Source organism: Acidithiobacillus albertensis, from assembly GCF_001931655.1.
GTDB lineage: Bacteria > Pseudomonadota > Gammaproteobacteria > Acidithiobacillales > Acidithiobacillaceae > Acidithiobacillus > Acidithiobacillus thiooxidans.
In genome coordinates this window covers 2,031,963-2,050,453 of the sequence record NZ_MOAD01000001.1, presented here as the reverse complement: position 1 = coordinate 2,050,453, position 18,491 = coordinate 2,031,963, and the positions used below count along the sequence as shown (strand labels likewise).

Genomic DNA, 18,491 nt, shown 5'->3' with positions numbered 1-18,491 from the left:
AATGGAATTCTGGAAGGTTTCAACAGCCTCATTCAATCCGCCAAGGCCAAGGCTCGGGGTTACCGCACGCACAAGAACTTTATCAACATGGCCTACCTGATCCTGGGCAAGCTGGATCTCAGGCTACCCACTTGAAATGACGAGGAACCAGCCGAAGCCGCCAGTAACTAGAACATTCTTGGCATCGAAAAATTCATTAAGGTGTTCATATTCAACGGGTAAGCGACCTGAATTTGTCATTATCATACTCCAAATATTTTTAAAATTACTAAGTTTGCAATGATTGAATGCGACCAGTGTGATGAATAAAAGCCTATCCAGGCAGGAATATAAGCATTTAACGTGCCAAAAAATTAATATAATAAAAACATGCTGTTAAAAAATATAACACTTTAGAAGGCTTCATAGAGTTGTATTATTTTTGTAACATATAATAGTGATTTTTGTCTTGAGATTGTTGCAACATTCTGTAAAGTTAGAATTTTATTTAGAATACGTTCATTGTTATACCGTTTGTGAACGCCAGGATTGCAGGTCCTTGCCCTTCTCTTGCTTGCTGATGTCAGTTATTACGTATGTATAAATGATATCTTCTTGACTTTCAAAGCCGATTTGTTCAGTTTACCCGGAGGATAGATGAATAGATTTTTATTCAATGAGGATCCGAGCAGAGAAGCTACCGGTTGTGAGTTATTGTTTTCGATTTGTAAGCCATGCGATACATAATTTTAATTTTGTTTGTTATAAGACCTTTTCCCTCGTCTTGAATATAGTGTGCGGGATTCAATTTGCCAGAACTAAAATTTTCAACTTATTGTTTTGTAATATGATATATCTTTTTTACGCTTCTTGATATGGATTCCTATATATTGGTATGATTTTTGCTTTATAAGCGCTATGGTTGTTTGTGATCGCTGATTTTTGCTATTGCTTTTGTATGTCTGGGTTGTAGGTCTTAGCTGAGATGCAGGCAAGTTGATAACGTATCGTTAGTACTTAAGGATTATTCTACATGATCAACAGATTAAAGTTGTTGCTGGTGGTTGCTGGTGTACCAATTTTACTTGCGGGTTGCGCTTCGACTTTCTCCGCTGATCATGCAGTCTCTATAAAGAGGCTGCCCAGTCCGGTAATTGCGGTTAAACCCGAATCCTTGCCCGCCAGTACGATTAAAAAAATGCTTCATCCTGACATAGCTTATCATTTGGGCGCCGGAGATGTGGTATCGGTCTCGGTTTATCTGCACCCAATGCTTTCCGCTGCAGGTGTGACAAATGGTACGGGAATCCCTGGTGCTTTGGTGACGAATCAAGGGAACATCCAATTACCTGAACTCGGTCTGATTCATGTGGCAGGACTGACAACTGCCCAGCTGCAGCAGAAACTTACCAGAATGTATGCCAAATACATTATCAATCCAGATGTGACTGTTCAGCTTCAAGTTGCGCATAGCATTCGCTATTACTTGCTCGGTGAATTTACTGCGCCCGGTCTGAAATTTTCTGATAGAAATCTGAGCCTGCTGGATGCCATGGCTTTGGGTGGCACAGTGAATCTACCAGAGGCCGATTTGCGTGGGGCTTATATCGTACAAAACGGTAAGAAATTGCCGGTCAACTTCCATCAGCTACTCAGAGATGGCAATTTGAACCAGAATATACCCTTGGAAAGTGGCGACACGGTAGTTGTACCCAGCGTTGCCACAATGAGGGCATTTGTATTCGGGGCGGTAAACAAGCCAGGTCCTGTGCCTTTTGTAGATGGGCGCTTGGGATTGTTGCAAGCACTGTCTTCAGCGGGCATGGACACTACTTCCCTTACCAATGCACAGCTCAGTGATATCCGTATTATTCGTTCGGAAGGTGCCAGCGGAGAATTAATTACAGTCAATGCACAAGCCATTCTTCAAGGGAAGGCAGCGCCATTTTTTCTGAAATCAGGTGATGTAGTATTTGTGCCGCAAACGGTTGTCAGTAATTGGAATCAGGTAATACAGCAAATTTTACCATCATTGCAAGCCATATCAGGGATATTAAATCCTTTTGTATCCATTAAGTATTTGTCTCAATCCAATAATTAGGAATAGATACCGTGACTGATCACACTGAAAATATGCATCCGTCCGAGAACGTCGATCTGCAACGGCGGCCATCAATTGCCAACAACTCTGAACGTATGGGAGATGAAGGAGAAAAAATTGATCTTTCTGCACTGCTTCGATCGTTGAAAAGACATTGGCGTTTACCCTTGGGACTCGCCGGTGTTGGTGCTGTTCTAGCCATTCTTATTACCCTGTTTTCGGTGCCTGTATTCGAGTCTTCCGGTTCTGTCTATCTGGGTAATGCAGAAAAGGATCAAGCAGCCGTGTCTGCTGCCACGGAAGGTCTGTCACTGGTGCCTGGCCTGGTTCAAGCCCCCAACCTTGAGACTCAGGTCCAGATTATGCAGAGTCGCCAGGTGGTTGAACGGGCCATCGTGCGGTCGGGAGTAAATGTTTCCATTTTAAATCCAGATCAGAGTCCTGTAGTCCATTTTTGGTATTGGCTGGTTAGCGGTCATTCCTTTAATATTTATGAACATCAGAAAACCGGTTTGCGAGCTACGCTTGCAGAAGCCGTAAATCCTGATATCTATGGAAAGTCATTGGATCTGAAATTTACTAAAGATGGTCACTATCAAATTTTCGATGATAAAAATTTGATATTGAACGGTGTGCTTGACGAGCCTGCAGTAAGCCCAAACCTACGTATAATCATTAAACCAGATGCTCAAGGGTTCATTCCTGGTAATAATAGTATTTATCATTTGACAGTCAGCTCGCCTCTGGCTGTTTACAAGGAATTTGCTGGCAATATTTCGGTAAGCCAAGACAGTAAGGATAATGGTGGGACACCTACGCTGAGTTATTTGATCTATTTGTCTTTCAAAAATCCCAATCCCTATGTATCCCAAAGGTTCCTGAATAGCCTGATGTTGAGTTATCTGGAACAAACACATGCATGGGCTACGGGTCAAGCGTCATCTACCTATGATTATTTGAATGGACAACTGGAAAAAGTGCGAACCGCTTTGGCAACAGCGGACGGAAAACTGGCTCGCTATCAGAGTCACAGTGGCTTGTTGTCGGTGACTTCGAATGCTCAGGCGATGATCACCCAGATGACCAATTATGAAAGCCAACGCAATGCTCTTGATCTAAAGCTAAAAAATCTTCAACAAGTATCCTCCGAACTCAGTGGTAAAGGTGGAAGCCATGTTGATTCTTATTTGGTCACTTCGTTGAATGATAGCATGCTCAATAGCCTTTCTGACAAATTGGTGACTGCCCAAAACCGCAAGGCTTCATTGGCAACCATGTACACTGACCGCGCCCCGGAAATTCAGCAACTGGATAAGGAAATTGCCTCTATCAAATCTGCGATTAGCAGCGTGATTCATAATCAGGAAGTACAAGCACAACAGCAACTCAAGTCGCTGGATGGCGCGATTGAACAATACAAGGGCAAGATGGGGCAATATCCTAGGGAAGCCTTACAGGTTCTGTCTCTCACGCGATCCACGGAAGTGTTAGGCAAATTGTATATGTTCCTGCTCGAAAAACAGAAGGAAGCTGCCATCAGTAGAGCGAGCACGATTACCAAAAATCGCATATTGGATACGGCATTAGTCCATAGTGTTCCGGTTTCACCAAAGGCTTCTAAGGCTGTTCTCATAGGTGCTTTTTTGGGTTTACTCCTTGGTCTCGCTGTAGTCTTTGCGAGGTTTCTCCTGCACAAAGGGTTTCATTCGGATGAAGGAATTCTGAGTAGATATCCTTCGATACCACTATTTGGAAAATTACCAGAATATGAAGCCTTTCAGAGCGTGGGCGATTCAGCAAAAATCAAGCCAATTGTTCCTTCTGATCCTCGTTCCACATATGGAGAGGCGTTGCGTTTGTTGCGCGGGAAGCTTTATCTTGATTCCGGAGCGGGAAATGCAGGCAAGGTATTGATGTTTTCTTCGGCATTCCAGGGAGATGGAAAAACAACTGTGGTCAGTCAGTTGGCCGTGGCTTTAGCGAAAGACGGAAAACGCGCACTGTTGATTGATGCTGATCTCAGGCATCCACAGTTACATTCGGCATTTGATTGCAAACAAAGTCCGGGATTAGCGGAATATCTGGCAGGTAATGCAAAATTGGAGGACTGTACGCGCGTCATGACTAGATTTGATGTACCGCTGACTTGCTTACCCTCTGGTCAAACTCCCGATAGTCCAGTGGAGCTGATTGGCAAGGAGCGTTTTGCTGAACTAATTGATAAAGCTCGTTCCGAGTATGATTATGTACTCATAGATACACCACCGTTTCCTGTGCTGTCTGATGGCCTGATTATCGCCCGGTTGGTCGACCGCGTGGTATCTGTAATTCGCGTCGGTGAAACCCCTCGGTCGGCTTTTAAAGAGCACATGCAAGGGGTGGCGGAAATTGGTTGCCCACAGGCCTTGTTAATAAATGGGGCTCCAACCTCTCAGGGAGGGGTGTACCACTATCACCCCAGATCTTCCGTTCGTTTAGATCTGGAGAACCGAGTGCGCAGCTTCATTAGTCAGTTCCAGAGAAAGCGTTGAAATGACGATAACGCACCTTGTAAGCGCCTATCTGTTGAGGATTCCGGGTCATGGCCGCTAGCCTAAAACGTAATTCCTTGTATAACTTGATGGGTAGTTTAGTGCCTATCGTGGTTTCGTTTGTAACGGTCCCTTTATATTTGCATCTGATTGGTGTGGATGGATACGGAGTGCTGGCGATAGTCTGGCTGTTTCTGGGCTATTTTGGAGTTTTTGATCTGGGGTTGGGCACGGCATCAGCACACCAGTTTGCATAACTGGAAATCAGGTGGAAAGAAGTGTATCCATAAAGCGGCACAATCAAGGTGTTATAGGCTTTCAAAATGTATCTTAATTATGAATCCTCAAGAAAGGCCAATATGAAAATCAATGTATTGATAAATGGTGGAAACAGGCCTCGGGATATGGAAAGGCTGCTGACGGCGTTGATGGTGCAAACTCGCAAACTTGATGCGCTCTTCATCTTGATTCATCCCCGTGATACCGAGACTGCTGATTTGCTCAAAAACATAGTGGGTTCAGACATCACTTATACCCTGATCTGCAAAGATCAATCCGGCCCTATTGTGGCAATGCAGAAAGCTTTGCAATTGATGCAATGTGGAGTGGTTGCCTTTACGCACGATGATGCTGCGCCTCGCCCGGATTGGTTGGAGCGGATGGAGATTGGTTTTGTCTCTAAGCCTGAGATCGCTGGTATGGGAGGCAGAGACTTGCCGGTTTCTGCTAAGTTTGAAGATACTCCTTACTGCGATGTGGTGGGCAGGGTCACCTGGTATGGTAAAATTATCGCCAATCATCATTTACCCTGTTCGAGTGTCCGTCAAGTGGAATTTCTTTCCGGGGTCAATGCCGCATATTGCCATGATATTCTGTTGGCTACAGGTCTGAATCAGCGTTTGCAATATCAACAGGATACCGCGTGGTATTGGGAGCTGGCGCTGGGCATGGCACTCAAAAAACAAGGTTTGAAGCAGTATTATGATCCCAATATGGTGGTCGAACATTTTCCCGGCAAACTTTTTTCTGATCAGAAGGATGGTTACTGGTCTGCCGCGACACGCAAACGGGCGCAAAACGAAACTTATCTTCTTCTGAAATACCTGAGCATGTTCGGACGTTTTGCCTGTATGTTGTACGTTCTTATGGTTGGAAGCCGTGACAGCTATGGTTTGTTGCAATTAATACGCTATTGGCCTAGAGAAGGGGGTTTAGCCTTCCGTAAATTTTTGGATGCATTGCGAGGACGCTATAAAGGTATGCAGACATGGATGTTCCCTGACAACCTAATTCGGGTCCAAAGGGTAAAGGAATAATAATGCGTGTGTCTGTGATGATTCCCACCTACCGTCGTCCAAAGGATTTGGAGCGATGTCTGAGTGCCTTGGGTGACCAGTGCCGTGCTGCCGATGAAATCATCGTTGTGGTGCGACGTGATGACCTGGAAACTCATGACGTGCTGAATGGAGATGCAGCAACATCCCTGCCATTGCGAGTGGTCATCGTGGATCTTCCTGGTCTGGTTACTGCGATGAACCTGGGTTTGGATGCAGCAGACGGGGATATACTGGCGATTACTGACGATGATTCGGCACCTTTCCCGGATTGGTTACAGCGTATTGAGCAAGCTCTTCAAAAAGATCGAACACTTGCCGGTGTCGGAGGGCGGGATTTTATTCGTCAGAATGGTACGCTGCTAGATGACCCGGTTCGTCTCGTGGGGCAAGTATTGTGGTATGGAAAAATTATTGCCAATCATCATTTACGTACAGACAAGGCACAATTTGTCGATTTGCTGAAAGGGGTCAATGGTGCTTATCGTTTGTCTGTACTGAAAGAGATTGGATTTGACCGACGGTTACGAGGAAGGGGTGCGCAATGGCACTGGGAACTGTCTTTGGGCTTAAGCTTACACCAAAGAAATTGGCGCCTGCTATATGATCCGGAAATACGCGTAAACCACTATCCGGGCAATCTATTTGGGGATCGTTCAAGAGATGTCTACAATTCCGAGGAAGTGCGTAATCGTTGTCATAATGAAACCCTGGTGTTGCTAGGTTATTTGCCAAGCATTAACCGAATAGTTTTTCTGACTTGGGCCATCCTGGTTGGGACCAGTGAAAGTTACGGAATGGTACAAATGCTGCGCTATGTTCCGCGAGAAAAAAAACAGGCGCTGGCCAAGTTTCGGGATAACCTGCATGGCCGTTACACGGGGGTACGTTCGTGGCTACGACATTGAAAGACCTCAGCTCAAGCGTTCACTATCGCCGGGGAATACAGGGGATATGGCTTTATATTGTTCTTTTTTGGACATTCCCGTTTGTTTTTTATTTTTCCCATCTAAGCGCATTAACTAACTACTTATTCCCGCTTTTAGGATTGGTGTTAGGAGTGAAACTGTACCGGGATTTTCCAATATTATATGTCAGTAATATGTGGTGGCTCTGGTTTGTGACCCCTGAAATAAGACGTTTGGTGGATTACCAAATCGGATTTCAGCCCGTTGACCCTATTATGCTTACCCCTTATTTGGTGACGGGCCTTGCATTTTTTACTGTAATAAAATATCTCCCGGAACTGCGACGAAAAACTCTGTTTCCCATGGCTCTGGTCCTTGTAGGCATTTTGTATGCCTATATGGTCGGAATGGTGACCGCAGGCTTCATGCCCGCCACCTATGGTTTGCTGAACTGGCTGCTTCCGGTTTTATTTGGCTTGCACATGGCTATTCGCTGGCGGGATTATCCGCAAGTTCGTCGCACCCTGTATCACACTTTCGTTTGGGGAACCTTGGTGATGGGTGGGTATGGCCTGATTCAATATGTCCATCCTCTACCATGGGATACCTACTGGATGACTGCCTCCAAATTGCTGAGTATTGGTAGTCCGGAACCTTTTCAGGTTCGCATTTTCAGTACAATGAACTCACCAGGACCTTTCGCCTTTGAATTGATGGGAACCTTGTTGATGCTGTTTGCCGGAGGCGGTTTTTGGCGAATTCCTGCAGCGCTATTCGGTTACCTGGCTTTTTTGTTATCTATTGTTCGAGCGGCTTGGGGTGGTTGGTTTATTGGTTTTATTTATATCTTGTCCCGTTTGAAACCAGCACACATGGTGCGTTATCTCGCAGGGATTATTGTAATTGTTATACTCGCGACACCTATGCTGCTTTACAAACCGGTATATGATCGATTGGAAGCGCGTTTTAATTCTATTGAAAATGTAAAACAAAATGCCAGTTATCAAGCCCGAACGAAGTTCTATGAAGAGTTCTTTGATGAGGCTTTTGAAACACCACTGGGAGCAGGTATTGGCAGTACCGGAACTGCTGCCAGACTCGGTTCAGAAGGGCATGTGATTAGTTTTGATAGTGGTATCATGGAGATTCCCTATGTCCTCGGATGGGCAGGAGGCACATTATTTTTTCTGGGAACTATCTGGACGTTGATATACATATTAAATAGTAAGTGGTCAAAAAATGATCCATTTATAGCCATTTCTTCAGGGATCAGCCTGGCGGTGTTTTCCACTTTGATATTCGTAGATACGTTGATTGGCAGTACCGGGATGTTGTTTTGGGCATTTGCAGGAACTGCTATTGCCGGAATTCACTATCGTCAAGTGGAAGGGACGAAAAATGGCTGAGAATACACTCAGCAGCGATGTGTGTGGGAGCGTTGAAAAAATGCGGATATTACACATTACCAATCACGTCCTTGAGATTGGTAATGGTATCGTTAATGTCGCTGTTGATTTAGCCTGTTCACAAAGTGCGCTTGGGCACGAGGTTTTTTATGCTTCCAGTGGCGGCGAGTATGAAAAGCTTCTGGATCGCCATGGGGTTAAGCACTATTCGATGAATTTTAGTAAATCGATGTTTGGTTTGCCTAAAATGCTCGTTAACCTAGAACAGATTATACAGCAAACCCGCCCCGATATCGTCCATACTCACATGATGACAGGAGCCCTGCTTGCAAAATTACTGCAATTACGCAGGCGCTACCGGTTGATTACCCATGTGCATAATGAATTTCAAAAAAGTGCACGATTCATGTCTGTCGGTGATGCCGTAATTGCAGTCAGTGATGCAGTCTGTCGATCCATGGTAGGGCGTGGAATTTCAGCCAGAAAATTGCATGTGGTCCGTAATGGCACAATCAACAGCCCGCGTATGCAAGGAGTCGAAGCCAAGCCGTTGGTTCATCCGGCCATCGTTACGGTTGCTGGGATGTATGAAAGGAAAGGCATTCGCGATCTGATAGCCGCTTTTGCAAATTTGCCCGTGGACCTCCCCGGCTATTTGTATATTGTTGGAGAGGGGCCAGACCGTGCAGTTTTTGAGGAGGCGGCAAGGAACAGTTCGCGTAGGGACTGTATTTTTTTCGAAGGTTTCCAGTCTCAGCCGCAATCTTATTTGAAAAGTGCGGATATTTTTGTTCTCGCTTCTCGTAAGGACCCATTTCCGTTGGTTATTCTTGAGGCGAGAGAAAATGCCTGTGCTATTATTGCCAGTGACGTAGATGGAATTCCTGAAGCATTGGAAGGCGGGAAGGCGGGTCAGTTGTTTATTGCTGGAGATGTCACTGCATTGAGTCATCAATTACATCGATTTTTGTGCGCCCCAGATTTGCGCGAACAATTTGCCGAACGGGCTTGCACTGGCATTGAATGGCTTACCGTGCAACGCATGACTCAAGAAACCCTAGACTTGTATCAGCGAGTTTTGCAGCCATGAAAAATATTTGCATGATTACTCATGAACTGAAAGAAGGAGATGGTCAGGGGCGCGTCAAGCATGAAATTTTGCTGGTGGCCCACTCGGCAGGGTATGCCATTACTGTTCTGGTAATTGCTGTGCGTGATTTTGCCCTAAAATTATCGTGGCGCGTTATTTCCAAAAATTATGTTGGGATTTTGTGGTCTTACTATCGTTGGTATGAGGCAACAGTTATCGGTAGGTTATGGTTAAGGTAATGACAATATTATGAAGAAGTTATGCTTGGTTACACATAAGCTCAAAAAAGGGGATGGTCAAGGCCGGGTCAATTATGAAATTGTTCGTGCGGCTTGCGCAAAAGGCTATAATGTTACTATTCTTGCTACTGAGTGTGCTCCAGAAGTAATAAAAGATTTTGGAGTTTATTTCATTGAAATTCGCGTGGACCCATGGAAAACTAATCTCATACGTAATCAGATTTTTGCATTAAAATCATATTATTTTCTTAGTCGTAATAGATCTCAATTTGATCTAATCAATGTGAATGGTTTCATTACATGGTATCCTGGAAGTGTGAATTCTGTCCATTTTGTCCACGGTGCATGGATGCGTAGTCCATATAATGATGATAGGTTTCTTGGTGGAATAAAAAGCGCTTACCATAAGGTTTTCACCATGCTCAATGCAGGGCTTGAAAAAAATGCTTTCAAACAGGCTGATACTGTAGTTGCTGTTTCTCCTTTGGTGGTTGAGGAGTTGTGCTCTATTGGGGTGCCCAGACAGAAAATTGTCATGATTCCTAATGGGGTAGATGTTGATGAGTTTTCTCCTGGTGAGGGTTTGCGTTCAGAACTGGGCATAGCCTCTGAAACCCCTTTGGCGATTTTTTCTGGAGATCTTCGCTCACGTCGAAAAAATCTGGAAACAGTTTTTGCAGCCTTGCGCGATCGTCCTGACTGGCATCTACTTGTACTCAGTCGGGTCGAGGGCAGTATATATCCAGCTATGGCTCAAGAAATGGGCATCTTCGAGCGTGTGCATTTTTTGGGGTTTCGTTCTGATAGTGCAGCATTGATGCGCAGCGCAGATGTTTTGGTTTTCCCTTCGCGTTATGATCCTTATGCTCTTGTTGTTGCTGAAGCTTTGGCTAGTGGAGTACCTGTTATTACTGCACGTTCAGTCGGCGCAGCATTCCAGGTGAAAGAGGGCTGTGGGTGGGTGGTTGACAACCCTGAGGATGCTGCAGAAATTGCGCGTCTTCTTGCTATTATCGAAGCTTGGGATCGCACTGATCGCGAGGCCGTGAGTGCTCGGGCGCGTACAAGTGCTTTGGAGTTTTCCTGGGAAAAAACTGCCCAACAATATTTGGCTATTTATGAGCGCACTTTGTATGGTCATTCAGGCTCATCTGGCAAAATTTATCCTGATTAGCCGAGGTTTAGCGTGTGCCTTCATACAGCAATCCATCCTGTTACAATCTGCTGATTCATATGACATTGAGGTGTTCCATGGCGATTAACCGTGTGCAGTTTCAGAACAGATGGTCTCTCCCAGATTTTCTGCAGTGTTTTGGCGCCAATGAACTGTCGAACTACGGTGGTCTAGATGTGTCATGCCTCCTCCACGATTATGGAAGGCCTCTTGCGTCGCGGCGCTCAGGTTCAACTTTCGACCGGCTGCCCGCAACCCATAATTATCCAAGCACGCTGCACCAGAAAGGCATTGGATAACATGGGATTGGGTGACCTTGATATGGGCAAAGGCTTAGGTGGTGTGACGACTTCCGGCCAGTCTCAGCAGCCGTCTACTGCATGGGTTTTTGGGGCGCTCCGATGAGCATCCGGCGTAATACCCTCTACAACCTGTTAGGCCAGATGGTCCCGCTAGGGGTTTCACTGGTCACGATACCCCTCTACCTGCACGCCATTGGTGATGCCCGGTATGGAGTCCTGGCCATTATCTGGTTGTTCACAGGGTACTTCGGTGTTTTTGAAATGGGGCTTTCGCGTGCGAGTGCTTTTCATCTGGCCCGCCAGCATGACGAAACGGCAGCGGTGCGAAGTACCACCTTCTGGACCGCGCTGTGGATAAATCTGGGTTTTGGTCTTTTGGGCGCAGTAGTACTTTACACCGTTGCTCAGGCGGTGTTCACCCACTTTTTCCATATGTCTGAAGCCATGCGCCGCAGCCTGCTTGTGAGTTTACCGTGGATTGCCGCTGCCTTGCCGCTTTCCACCCTTGGTGGGGTTTTGGGGGGCGCACTGGAGGCGCGGGAGCGATTTGCCTACATGAACCTGATCGGGGTTTTCAACGCCGCCGTGACTCAGATTGGACCGCTTCTAGTAGCGCTTTTCATCAGTCCCGAACTCACCTGGCTGATTCCCGCCGTAGTCATTACACGGGCTTGGGGGCTGCTGCTTCAGTTCGTGGGCGTCTGGCGCTTTTTGCCCATCGTTCCCTCAGTCCTGTTTGACAGGTCACGTGCTCGTGCCCTGTTAGCATACGGCGGCTGGATTTCTCTCACCAATATCGTCGGGCCAATACTTGTTTCCTTTGACCGTATGCTAATCGGCGCCCTGCTCAGCGTACAAGCCGTCACTTATTATACGGTGCCTTATAATCTCGTCAGCCGGGTCGCCGTGCTCCCCGGTGCGCTCTCCAACAGCCTCTTCCCCCGCTTTTCCCGTACTGCAAATGCGGAGGGTAAGCAGTTGGCGGAGCGCGGATTGCAACTGCTCCTGGCCGTCATGACGCCCATCACCGTCATCGGCATCACCCTGCTTCCCCTTTTTCTGACACATTGGATCAGCCCGGCGTTTTCGCGGCATGGGGCGGCGGTTGGCATGATATTGCTGGCGGGTGTCTGGATCAATGGGTTGGCCTATATTCCTTATGGCTTGCTCCAGGGGCAAGGCCGCCCGGACATTACCGCTAAATTACACCTCATCGAACTTCCCTTTTTCCTGCTATTGCTCTGGGGAGGAATTCACTGGTTGGGTCTGCCGGGAGCGGCGCTAGCATGGAGTTTTAGAGTGTCCGCCGATGCCTTGTTGCTCTTCTATTTTACGCGACTTCCACTACGCTTGCGTTATGCGCTGCCCGCCTTGGGAATGATAGGTCTTGCGTTCGTACTCGCACCGCATCGGTTACTCTCCGCATACAGCATCGCGGCAATATTTCTAATGATATTTAGCATGCTCTGGGCACTGTGGAGTGCCCCAGATTTGCGGCAGATGCTCAGGCAGTCCTCGCACATTCTGCGCCGTTTATTTCTTGCACAATTCTGGAGGCACCCATGAATAATTCCAAAGAAAACATCCACCGCATCCCGCCTCCCGGAGATTGGCTGACTGAGATTTCGGAAGAGTTTGGTCATTTTTTTGAAGATCTGCACGATCCAGCGTGTGCACTAAAGGAGGCCATCCGGATATTGCGGCCTAGCGGTCGGCTGCGGCTTTTTGTGTCGAATCTGGACGGTGGGAGCAATCGAGTTTTTAAAGAAAATAGTCGACTACTAGAATCACCATGTCATTTGATTATGGTCAGCGTGAAAAGTTTGAAGCAGTTTTTTCTCGATTGCGGTTTTAAATATATTCGACAAATACTGACTCTAAATATTAACTGGTTGATCTACATGGTAAGCCTTGGCATAACGAGGAATCCCGACCCTGAGGGGGCGCAATATCAGGATCTGCCCGAGCCACTTATGTGGCAGACCATGCCTGAGGGGAAAAAATATTCCGGCATTTTACTTTTTTCAGCTGCCAACACATCACCTTTGAAGGCTTTACGTCATGACTGCTAAGCCCCGCATCTCCATCGCCATGGCCACCTACAACGGTGCGCAGTATATTCGCGAGCAACTTGACAGCCTCGCGGCACAAACTTTGCTACCCTGCGAACTGGTGGTTACCGACGATGGCTCGACCGATGCCACGCTGGAAATTGTTCGCGATTTTGCACGAGAGGCGCCATTTCCAGTACGAATTTATTGCAACGAAAATCGCCTTGGTTACGCTGATAATTTTTTATATGCTGCGAGTAGTTGTGAAGGTGACTTGATTGCCTTTTGTGATCAAGACGACGTTTGGATGATGGAAAAACTTGCGACTTGCGTACAAGCGTTTACTGATCAGGACGTGTTACTGGTGATTCACGCAGCGCAGGTGACAGGACCAGATCTGACACTCACGGGTACTTTATTTCCTGATATAAAACAAGTGAATAGACGTCTAGCAAAACGACTAAAACAAGCTGATATACTGCCTCATGATCAGATAATTCGTCGTATATATAAGCCGCTACAGCTGGATCCAATGAATATATATCCCGGTTTTTCGATGGTTTTCAGAAAAATGGTTGTTAATTTTATAGATAGGCCAGATCGTGGGAAAGATTATAGATTTTACAGTTCAAATCCGCCTATGATACCTCATGATCGATGGATTTATCTATTATGTTGTAGCTTGGGGAAGGTCGTGTTAACAGAAGAGCATCTATCCCTTTATAGACAGCATGATTCAAACACCTGCGGATTATCTGGCCCACCTCTTTTAATAAATAGTTTAACATCATATTTCGCGGCTACTATTTTTGAGGGACGCTATAGAAACGAACAGCACTGGGCTGGTATTATGGAAAAAATATCAAGAAATTATTCCGGGCAAAATGAATATATTGCCAACAATGCATCGCAAGCAAAAAGATACTTCGAGATGAATGGAAATAATGATCGTGCATTAACTGATATATATTCAGTAAAATCGGATTTCACGAAAAGACTTTTCGGATATACTGATTTAATGAGAAACGCCTATCGCAACCCGGCATGTTTGCAATTTGGAGGCTTTCACCCCGTAAGGGAATTTGTATTCGGAGTGCTTGGATGTTATTTGTTATATCGCAAAACAAAAATGGTTTTATTAAGAGTAAAAAAGTCTATCGCTATTAGGATATAAATGCAACTCACTATTACTTTGAACGTGGCGGTTTTGATATGCGTGGTTTGGCTAGAGACTTTAGCTTTGGCCTTTTATGAACTTAAACTTGAAAAAGGCAGAGAATAGGCTGCCCACTAGAAATGACAAGGAATACTTTTATGAAGATAGCTCACTACGTCTTTTCTTCAATCGCAAATCCTGGCGGCATAAATTCCTATGTTAAAAGGCTTGCCAGAGCCCAGAAAGAAGTGGGTTATGAAGTAATAATATATACGCGCGATTGTCAGAGTGAATCAATCGAAATAGATGGTATAAGTATTAAAACCATATCCTCAGATATGGAACTATATAACGTATCAATTCAAGACGGTATTTATTGTATACACTTGCATGATCTGGTTGATGCCCGTATTTTTCAAAGCATGCCCGTTGTTCTAACGGCGCATGTTGCGAGTTTTGTCTGTTTGAGTATGAGCATGATGCTAAAAAAAATTAAGAAGCCATGCCCTTACGTTTATAGTCCAGTACGCTGCTTATATAACCATTTTTCTAATCGCTGTGGCAGTATTCGGCCTGTAAAGATATATAAAGAATTTAAACGTCTTGAAATTGAAAGAAGACTATTTCCATTAATGCATATCATTATTCCGTCATCGCATTACATGGATGCTTATGAACGCTCTGGATTTCCGAAAGAACAGTTACACTACATACCACATTTTTTAAACATTGAAAACAGCTCTGCTAACTTTATCACGGGTGATACTAATAGATTCTTATTTCACGGCAGACTTGCAATGGACAAGGGCGTTGATGTCTTGTTGCATGCGGCATCTATGTTACCAGAAGATGTGTTCATTGATGTGGCTGGTAGCGGGTATTATCAATCTAAATTAGTGCAAATGGCTAAAGATTTGCATGTATCACATAAAGTGATATTTCACGGTGAACTTGATTTTGAAGGTATTAAAGCTCTAATGCAGAACAGTTTAGCTGAAGTTGTACCTTCAATTTGGCATGAGACTTTCTGCCTTTCAGCACTTGAGGCGCAGTCATATGGCCGTGCAGTTATTGCGGCGAGTGCCGGTGGCTTGAAAGATATTGTTGTAGATGGAGAGACTGGTTATTTGGTGCAACCTGGTGATTCCCACGCACTGAGCTTAGCGATGAAGCAGTTGGTTGATGATAGAAACCTGGCTGCAAGAATGGGTCAGAATGCATGGAAGCGCGCACGTGAAAAGTTTTCACTGTCGGAACACTTGGTAGCGCTCGAAAAAGTTTATAAGGTTGCTGCAAATCAAAAAGAAGGGAACGATTAGATGCAAAATTGCGATTTGAGGTGCTGTATGACCTGCCATTTTTTTGCCATAGTCGTGCTGCTGGCAACTATGATAGGTGTTTTTCGAGTATATGGGGTGCGCGTGAGCAATTTATTACCACGAATGTTATGTGGAAGATTCCTTGATGATCCTGATTGCCACCAGTATCTCACCGATTTTATATAATATTTTTCTCTAATGAATCTATCTAAACGTAAACAATTGCCAACTGTTGCGCGTAAAAACTATTGTGGGATGATATTTCCAAAAAATATGTTGATCTATGTTATTTCATGTCTTTATGTGAGTCAGATAATTTTATTCAAAAATATTCTTCGTGGGGGGGTGAAATGATAAATGATAGAGATAATTTAATAGGTGATGGGGTGTTGGCTACAATAATTATTCCTGCTTTTAGGCGTACCCGTTATGTTAGGGATGCTGTCCAATCGGCTCTCGCGCAAACTTTAAAAAACATTGAGATTATTGTTGTTGATGATTCTGATTCGGAAGAAATTAAAAATATCTGTCATGAATTCAAAGACTCAAGGCTGCGCTATCGATCGAATAAGGTCTGTCTTGGTGTTCTTAATAGTTGTAAAAATGCCGTATCTGAATCTAAAGGGCGGTATATAACTGTATTGAACGATGATGATTTGATTGCCCCAGAGTTTCTGGATCGTTGTGTTGGGATTATGGAAAATCAAGCACATTTGTCATTAGTATTTTGTGATCATTGGATTATTGATGAATACGGAATTAAACAAAATATAGTAAGTGACAGTAATACAGTATATTGGCATCGTGAATCCCTGGTTGAGGGAGAGTTAAAACACCCGGTAGAAGCTTTGTTTCATGGATCTATTTCAGTTTCATCCACAAGCGTATTTAGAAAATCCCTTATTGATACATCAATGGCCTATAAGAATGTCGGAGTGTGCGCTGATTTTTGGGTGGCATGTGTATATGTACATTTTCGTCTGCCCATTTACTATGTACCTGAACGTTTAGCGAGTTATCGTGTCCACAAGGATTCAGAAACTAACGGTGGTTCATCCAGGCTTCCTGATTCGGAAAGGTTTATATATGGTTTTTTGCTTCAGGAGCAGTGGTTTCCTGATAATGATGAACTGATCAATATTAGGATTGCTGACGCTACATTCAGAAGCGCAAAAGCCCGTTTGATTTCTGGTAGTAGCATAGAAGCGCGTGAATTATTTGTGTTATGTATCAAGAAATATAGAATGCCTCGATGTGTCATAGGATTTATTTTATGTATGCTCCCGCTTTTTTTTACAAAAGCTTTCTTTTCGTGGAGAAGAAAAGATTTTTATTCCACTTTAAAATCCAGAAATGCTACGCGGGCGCCACGCTCCTGAAAGTCGGATTAGAAAAAGCAAAAATCAGCGGCATACTGCATATACTAGGGTTGCCTAGATTCCATATGGATTGCTGGCAAAGAATTCTCGTTGGCTCGAGAGCCAGTTCATTAATGGCAATTTCGACGGCTTCAACAGCCTATCCAACCTTCCAAGGCAACAAGTTCGGGATTGTCGCATCTACAAAAACTTTATCAACATGACCTCTGATCCTGGTAGACTGGTTCTCATGTTGCTCACTTGAAATGATGAGGAATCTAATATCTTGCTTATTTATATGAAATTTAAAGTTTGGTGTACGTGTAATAGCTCCTCAAATGAATCGCGAGGCAGAGATAAAAAAGTGAAAGACCAGTCATGAATATTCTTCTTTCTATCCATCATCCTATATCTATTGAAGGCGGTGCGCCGGGAGTGACGAAGCAGCTTGCTGGTGCATTTTCTAGGCAGGGCCATGACGTAACGGTCTTGTCTTTTGAGGACATTCCCCGTCGTTTTCAAGGTAAAGCTGCGCAACTCGTCTTTCCGTGGGTCGTTGCCCGCCATATCGATAGGCAGGCGCGGAGGTATGATGTGCTGGACCTTTCCAGCGGAGACGGGTGTCGCCTGAATCCTGACAAGCACCAGCGGTCGCTGATAGTGTTTCGCAGCCATGGACTTGAGCATGTTGCCGCCGATCAGGCTCATGCGGCAGCGCAGAGAGGAGAACTCAAGCTCTCATGGAAATATCCAATTTACCACGGTGGGTGGCGGTTACTTGAAGTGGCGCGGTCCTTGCGTATGGCCGATCTTGGAATGTTTCTCAATCAGTTTGATTGTGATTTTGCGATTAGACGTTTGAAGGTTGACCCTGCGCGCTGCGTAATCGTACCTAATGGCTTACCAACAGCATTTTTACAGCAACCCTTGTTCGTAGCTCCCGAAGCAAATGAGCCTTTTCGTGTCGCCATGATTGGGGGATTTCTTCAACGCAAGGGATTTTCATATGCTTTCGGTGCATTTGCTCGCCTTTTCGAGCGTTATTCATCACTTGAAGTAGGTTTTTTGGGGGTTGGTAAAGGCAATGCATCAAGGATTGAGGAGGAATTGGGCGAAGCAGGGCATGGTCGAGTAAAAATCGTCGAGAACTATGCGCATGAACATTTGCCAAGACTGCTCCGAGATTATCATGTGCTCCTGTTTCCAAGTTTGGCAGAGGGTTTTGGAATGGCTGCGTTGGAGGGTATGGCTTGTGGATTGGCGCTGATCACGACCTCTGTTGTGGGACTAGCTGAACGACTGCAGAACCGGCATGATGCGATTATCATTCCACCTGCAGACGAGGCAGCAATCGAACATGCTATCGAGGCACTGCTCAACGATCGTAGTCTCTTGCAGCATTTGCGTGAAGCGGGACAAGCCAAAGCACAATCATTTTCTTGGGATAGCATCGCGCGTGATCAACTAGCCTTGTATGCTCAACGGCTGGAGGAAAAATGCAAATGCTCGGATTTCCGTTCTCGATAGTTACCGTCGTACGAAC

The 18,491-nt window shown here is 45.1% G+C and carries 16 protein-coding genes; all 16 read left to right on the top strand.

Features of this window, described 5'->3' with window-relative positions:
* Window positions 1–135: transposase (locus tag BLW97_RS10630; protein WP_143214908.1), on the top strand; the 135-nt coding region annotated here is incomplete at its 5' end.
* Between the two features lie 877 nt (window positions 136–1,012).
* The gene (locus BLW97_RS10625; protein ID WP_143214877.1) at window positions 1,013–2,080 is read left to right on the top strand and encodes a polysaccharide biosynthesis/export family protein; all 1,068 of its coding nucleotides are present in this window, start codon (window positions 1,013–1,015) and stop codon (window positions 2,078–2,080) included.
* 11 nt (window positions 2,081–2,091) lie between these two features.
* Complete coding sequence (locus BLW97_RS10620) at window positions 2,092–4,611, top strand: GumC family protein (RefSeq protein WP_075323138.1); 2,520 nt, start codon at window positions 2,092–2,094, stop codon at window positions 4,609–4,611.
* A 50-nt stretch (window positions 4,612–4,661) separates the two neighbouring features.
* Window positions 4,662–4,868: a hypothetical protein gene (locus BLW97_RS10615; RefSeq protein ID WP_075323137.1), complete on the top strand. Its 207-nt coding sequence runs from the start codon at window positions 4,662–4,664 to the stop codon at window positions 4,866–4,868.
* Window positions 4,869–4,970: 102 nt separating this feature from the next.
* On the top strand, window positions 4,971–5,927 hold the full coding sequence (locus tag BLW97_RS10610; protein ID WP_143214876.1) for a glycosyltransferase family 2 protein: 957 nt from the start codon (window positions 4,971–4,973) through the stop codon (window positions 5,925–5,927).
* A gap of 2 nt (window positions 5,928–5,929) precedes the next feature.
* Window positions 5,930–6,853 carry a glycosyltransferase family 2 protein gene (locus BLW97_RS10605; protein ID WP_077218367.1) on the top strand — a complete coding sequence of 308 codons (924 nt, stop codon included), beginning with the start codon at window positions 5,930–5,932 and terminating at the stop codon, window positions 6,851–6,853.
* Window positions 6,838–8,259, top strand: coding sequence for a hypothetical protein (locus BLW97_RS10600; protein WP_143214875.1), 1,422 nt, complete (start codon window positions 6,838–6,840; stop codon window positions 8,257–8,259). The genes BLW97_RS10605 and BLW97_RS10600 overlap by 16 nt, the downstream gene beginning before the upstream one ends.
* Window positions 8,252–9,349 carry a glycosyltransferase family 4 protein gene (locus tag BLW97_RS10595; RefSeq protein ID WP_242947792.1) on the top strand — a complete coding sequence of 366 codons (1,098 nt, stop codon included), beginning with the start codon at window positions 8,252–8,254 and terminating at the stop codon, window positions 9,347–9,349. The genes BLW97_RS10600 and BLW97_RS10595 overlap by 8 nt, the downstream gene beginning before the upstream one ends.
* Window positions 9,346–9,588 (top strand): hypothetical protein, encoded by a 243-nt coding sequence (locus BLW97_RS10590; RefSeq protein WP_075323133.1) that lies wholly within the window; start codon window positions 9,346–9,348, stop codon window positions 9,586–9,588. Before BLW97_RS10595 ends, BLW97_RS10590 begins: the two co-directional genes overlap by 4 nt.
* 25 nt (window positions 9,589–9,613) lie before the next feature.
* Window positions 9,614–10,762 (top strand): glycosyltransferase family 4 protein, encoded by a 1,149-nt coding sequence (locus BLW97_RS10585; RefSeq protein ID WP_158025162.1) that lies wholly within the window; start codon window positions 9,614–9,616, stop codon window positions 10,760–10,762.
* Window positions 10,763–11,163: 401 nt separating this feature from the next.
* Window positions 11,164–12,630, top strand: coding sequence for a flippase (locus BLW97_RS10580; RefSeq protein ID WP_158025160.1), 1,467 nt, complete (start codon window positions 11,164–11,166; stop codon window positions 12,628–12,630).
* A complete protein-coding gene (locus BLW97_RS10575; protein WP_075323130.1) occupies window positions 12,627–13,136 on the top strand; it encodes a class I SAM-dependent methyltransferase in 510 nt (169 codons plus the stop codon). The genes BLW97_RS10580 and BLW97_RS10575 overlap by 4 nt, the downstream gene beginning before the upstream one ends.
* Entirely contained in the window at window positions 13,126–14,289 is a 1,164-nt protein-coding gene (locus BLW97_RS10570) for a glycosyltransferase (RefSeq protein ID WP_075323129.1), read from the top strand. The genes BLW97_RS10575 and BLW97_RS10570 overlap by 11 nt, the downstream gene beginning before the upstream one ends.
* A gap of 140 nt (window positions 14,290–14,429) precedes the next feature.
* Window positions 14,430–15,590: a glycosyltransferase family 4 protein gene (locus BLW97_RS10565; RefSeq protein WP_075323128.1), complete on the top strand. Its 1,161-nt coding sequence runs from the start codon at window positions 14,430–14,432 to the stop codon at window positions 15,588–15,590.
* Between the two features lie 350 nt (window positions 15,591–15,940).
* Entirely contained in the window at window positions 15,941–16,969 is a 1,029-nt protein-coding gene (locus tag BLW97_RS10560; protein ID WP_075323127.1) for a glycosyltransferase family 2 protein, read from the top strand.
* Window positions 16,970–17,326: 357 nt separating this feature from the next.
* Entirely contained in the window at window positions 17,327–18,475 is a 1,149-nt protein-coding gene (locus BLW97_RS18735) for a glycosyltransferase family 4 protein (RefSeq protein WP_077218361.1), read from the top strand.
* Window positions 18,476–18,491: the final 16 nt, after the last annotated feature.

Excerpts from the sequence above, each read along its gene's own strand:
- BLW97_RS10625 (WP_143214877.1), top strand. The coding sequence starts at position 1,013 with ATGATCAACAGATTAAAGTTGTTGCTGGTGGTTGCTGGTGTACCAATT.
- BLW97_RS10570 (WP_075323129.1), top strand. The coding sequence starts at position 13,126 with ATGACTGCTAAGCCCCGCATCTCCATCGCCATGGCCACCTACAACGGT.
- BLW97_RS10560 (WP_075323127.1), top strand. The coding sequence starts at position 15,941 with ATGATAAATGATAGAGATAATTTAATAGGTGATGGGGTGTTGGCTACA.
- BLW97_RS10575 (WP_075323130.1), top strand. The coding sequence starts at position 12,627 with ATGAATAATTCCAAAGAAAACATCCACCGCATCCCGCCTCCCGGAGAT.
- BLW97_RS10605 (WP_077218367.1), top strand. The coding sequence starts at position 5,930 with ATGCGTGTGTCTGTGATGATTCCCACCTACCGTCGTCCAAAGGATTTG.
- BLW97_RS18735 (WP_077218361.1), top strand. The coding sequence starts at position 17,327 with ATGAATATTCTTCTTTCTATCCATCATCCTATATCTATTGAAGGCGGT.
- BLW97_RS10580 (WP_158025160.1), top strand. The coding sequence starts at position 11,164 with ATGAGCATCCGGCGTAATACCCTCTACAACCTGTTAGGCCAGATGGTC.
- BLW97_RS10610 (WP_143214876.1), top strand. The coding sequence starts at position 4,971 with ATGAAAATCAATGTATTGATAAATGGTGGAAACAGGCCTCGGGATATG.
- BLW97_RS10590 (WP_075323133.1), top strand. The coding sequence starts at position 9,346 with ATGAAAAATATTTGCATGATTACTCATGAACTGAAAGAAGGAGATGGT.
- BLW97_RS10565 (WP_075323128.1), top strand. The coding sequence starts at position 14,430 with ATGAAGATAGCTCACTACGTCTTTTCTTCAATCGCAAATCCTGGCGGC.
- BLW97_RS10595 (WP_242947792.1), top strand. The coding sequence starts at position 8,252 with ATGGCTGAGAATACACTCAGCAGCGATGTGTGTGGGAGCGTTGAAAAA.
- BLW97_RS10615 (WP_075323137.1), top strand. The coding sequence starts at position 4,662 with ATGGCCGCTAGCCTAAAACGTAATTCCTTGTATAACTTGATGGGTAGT.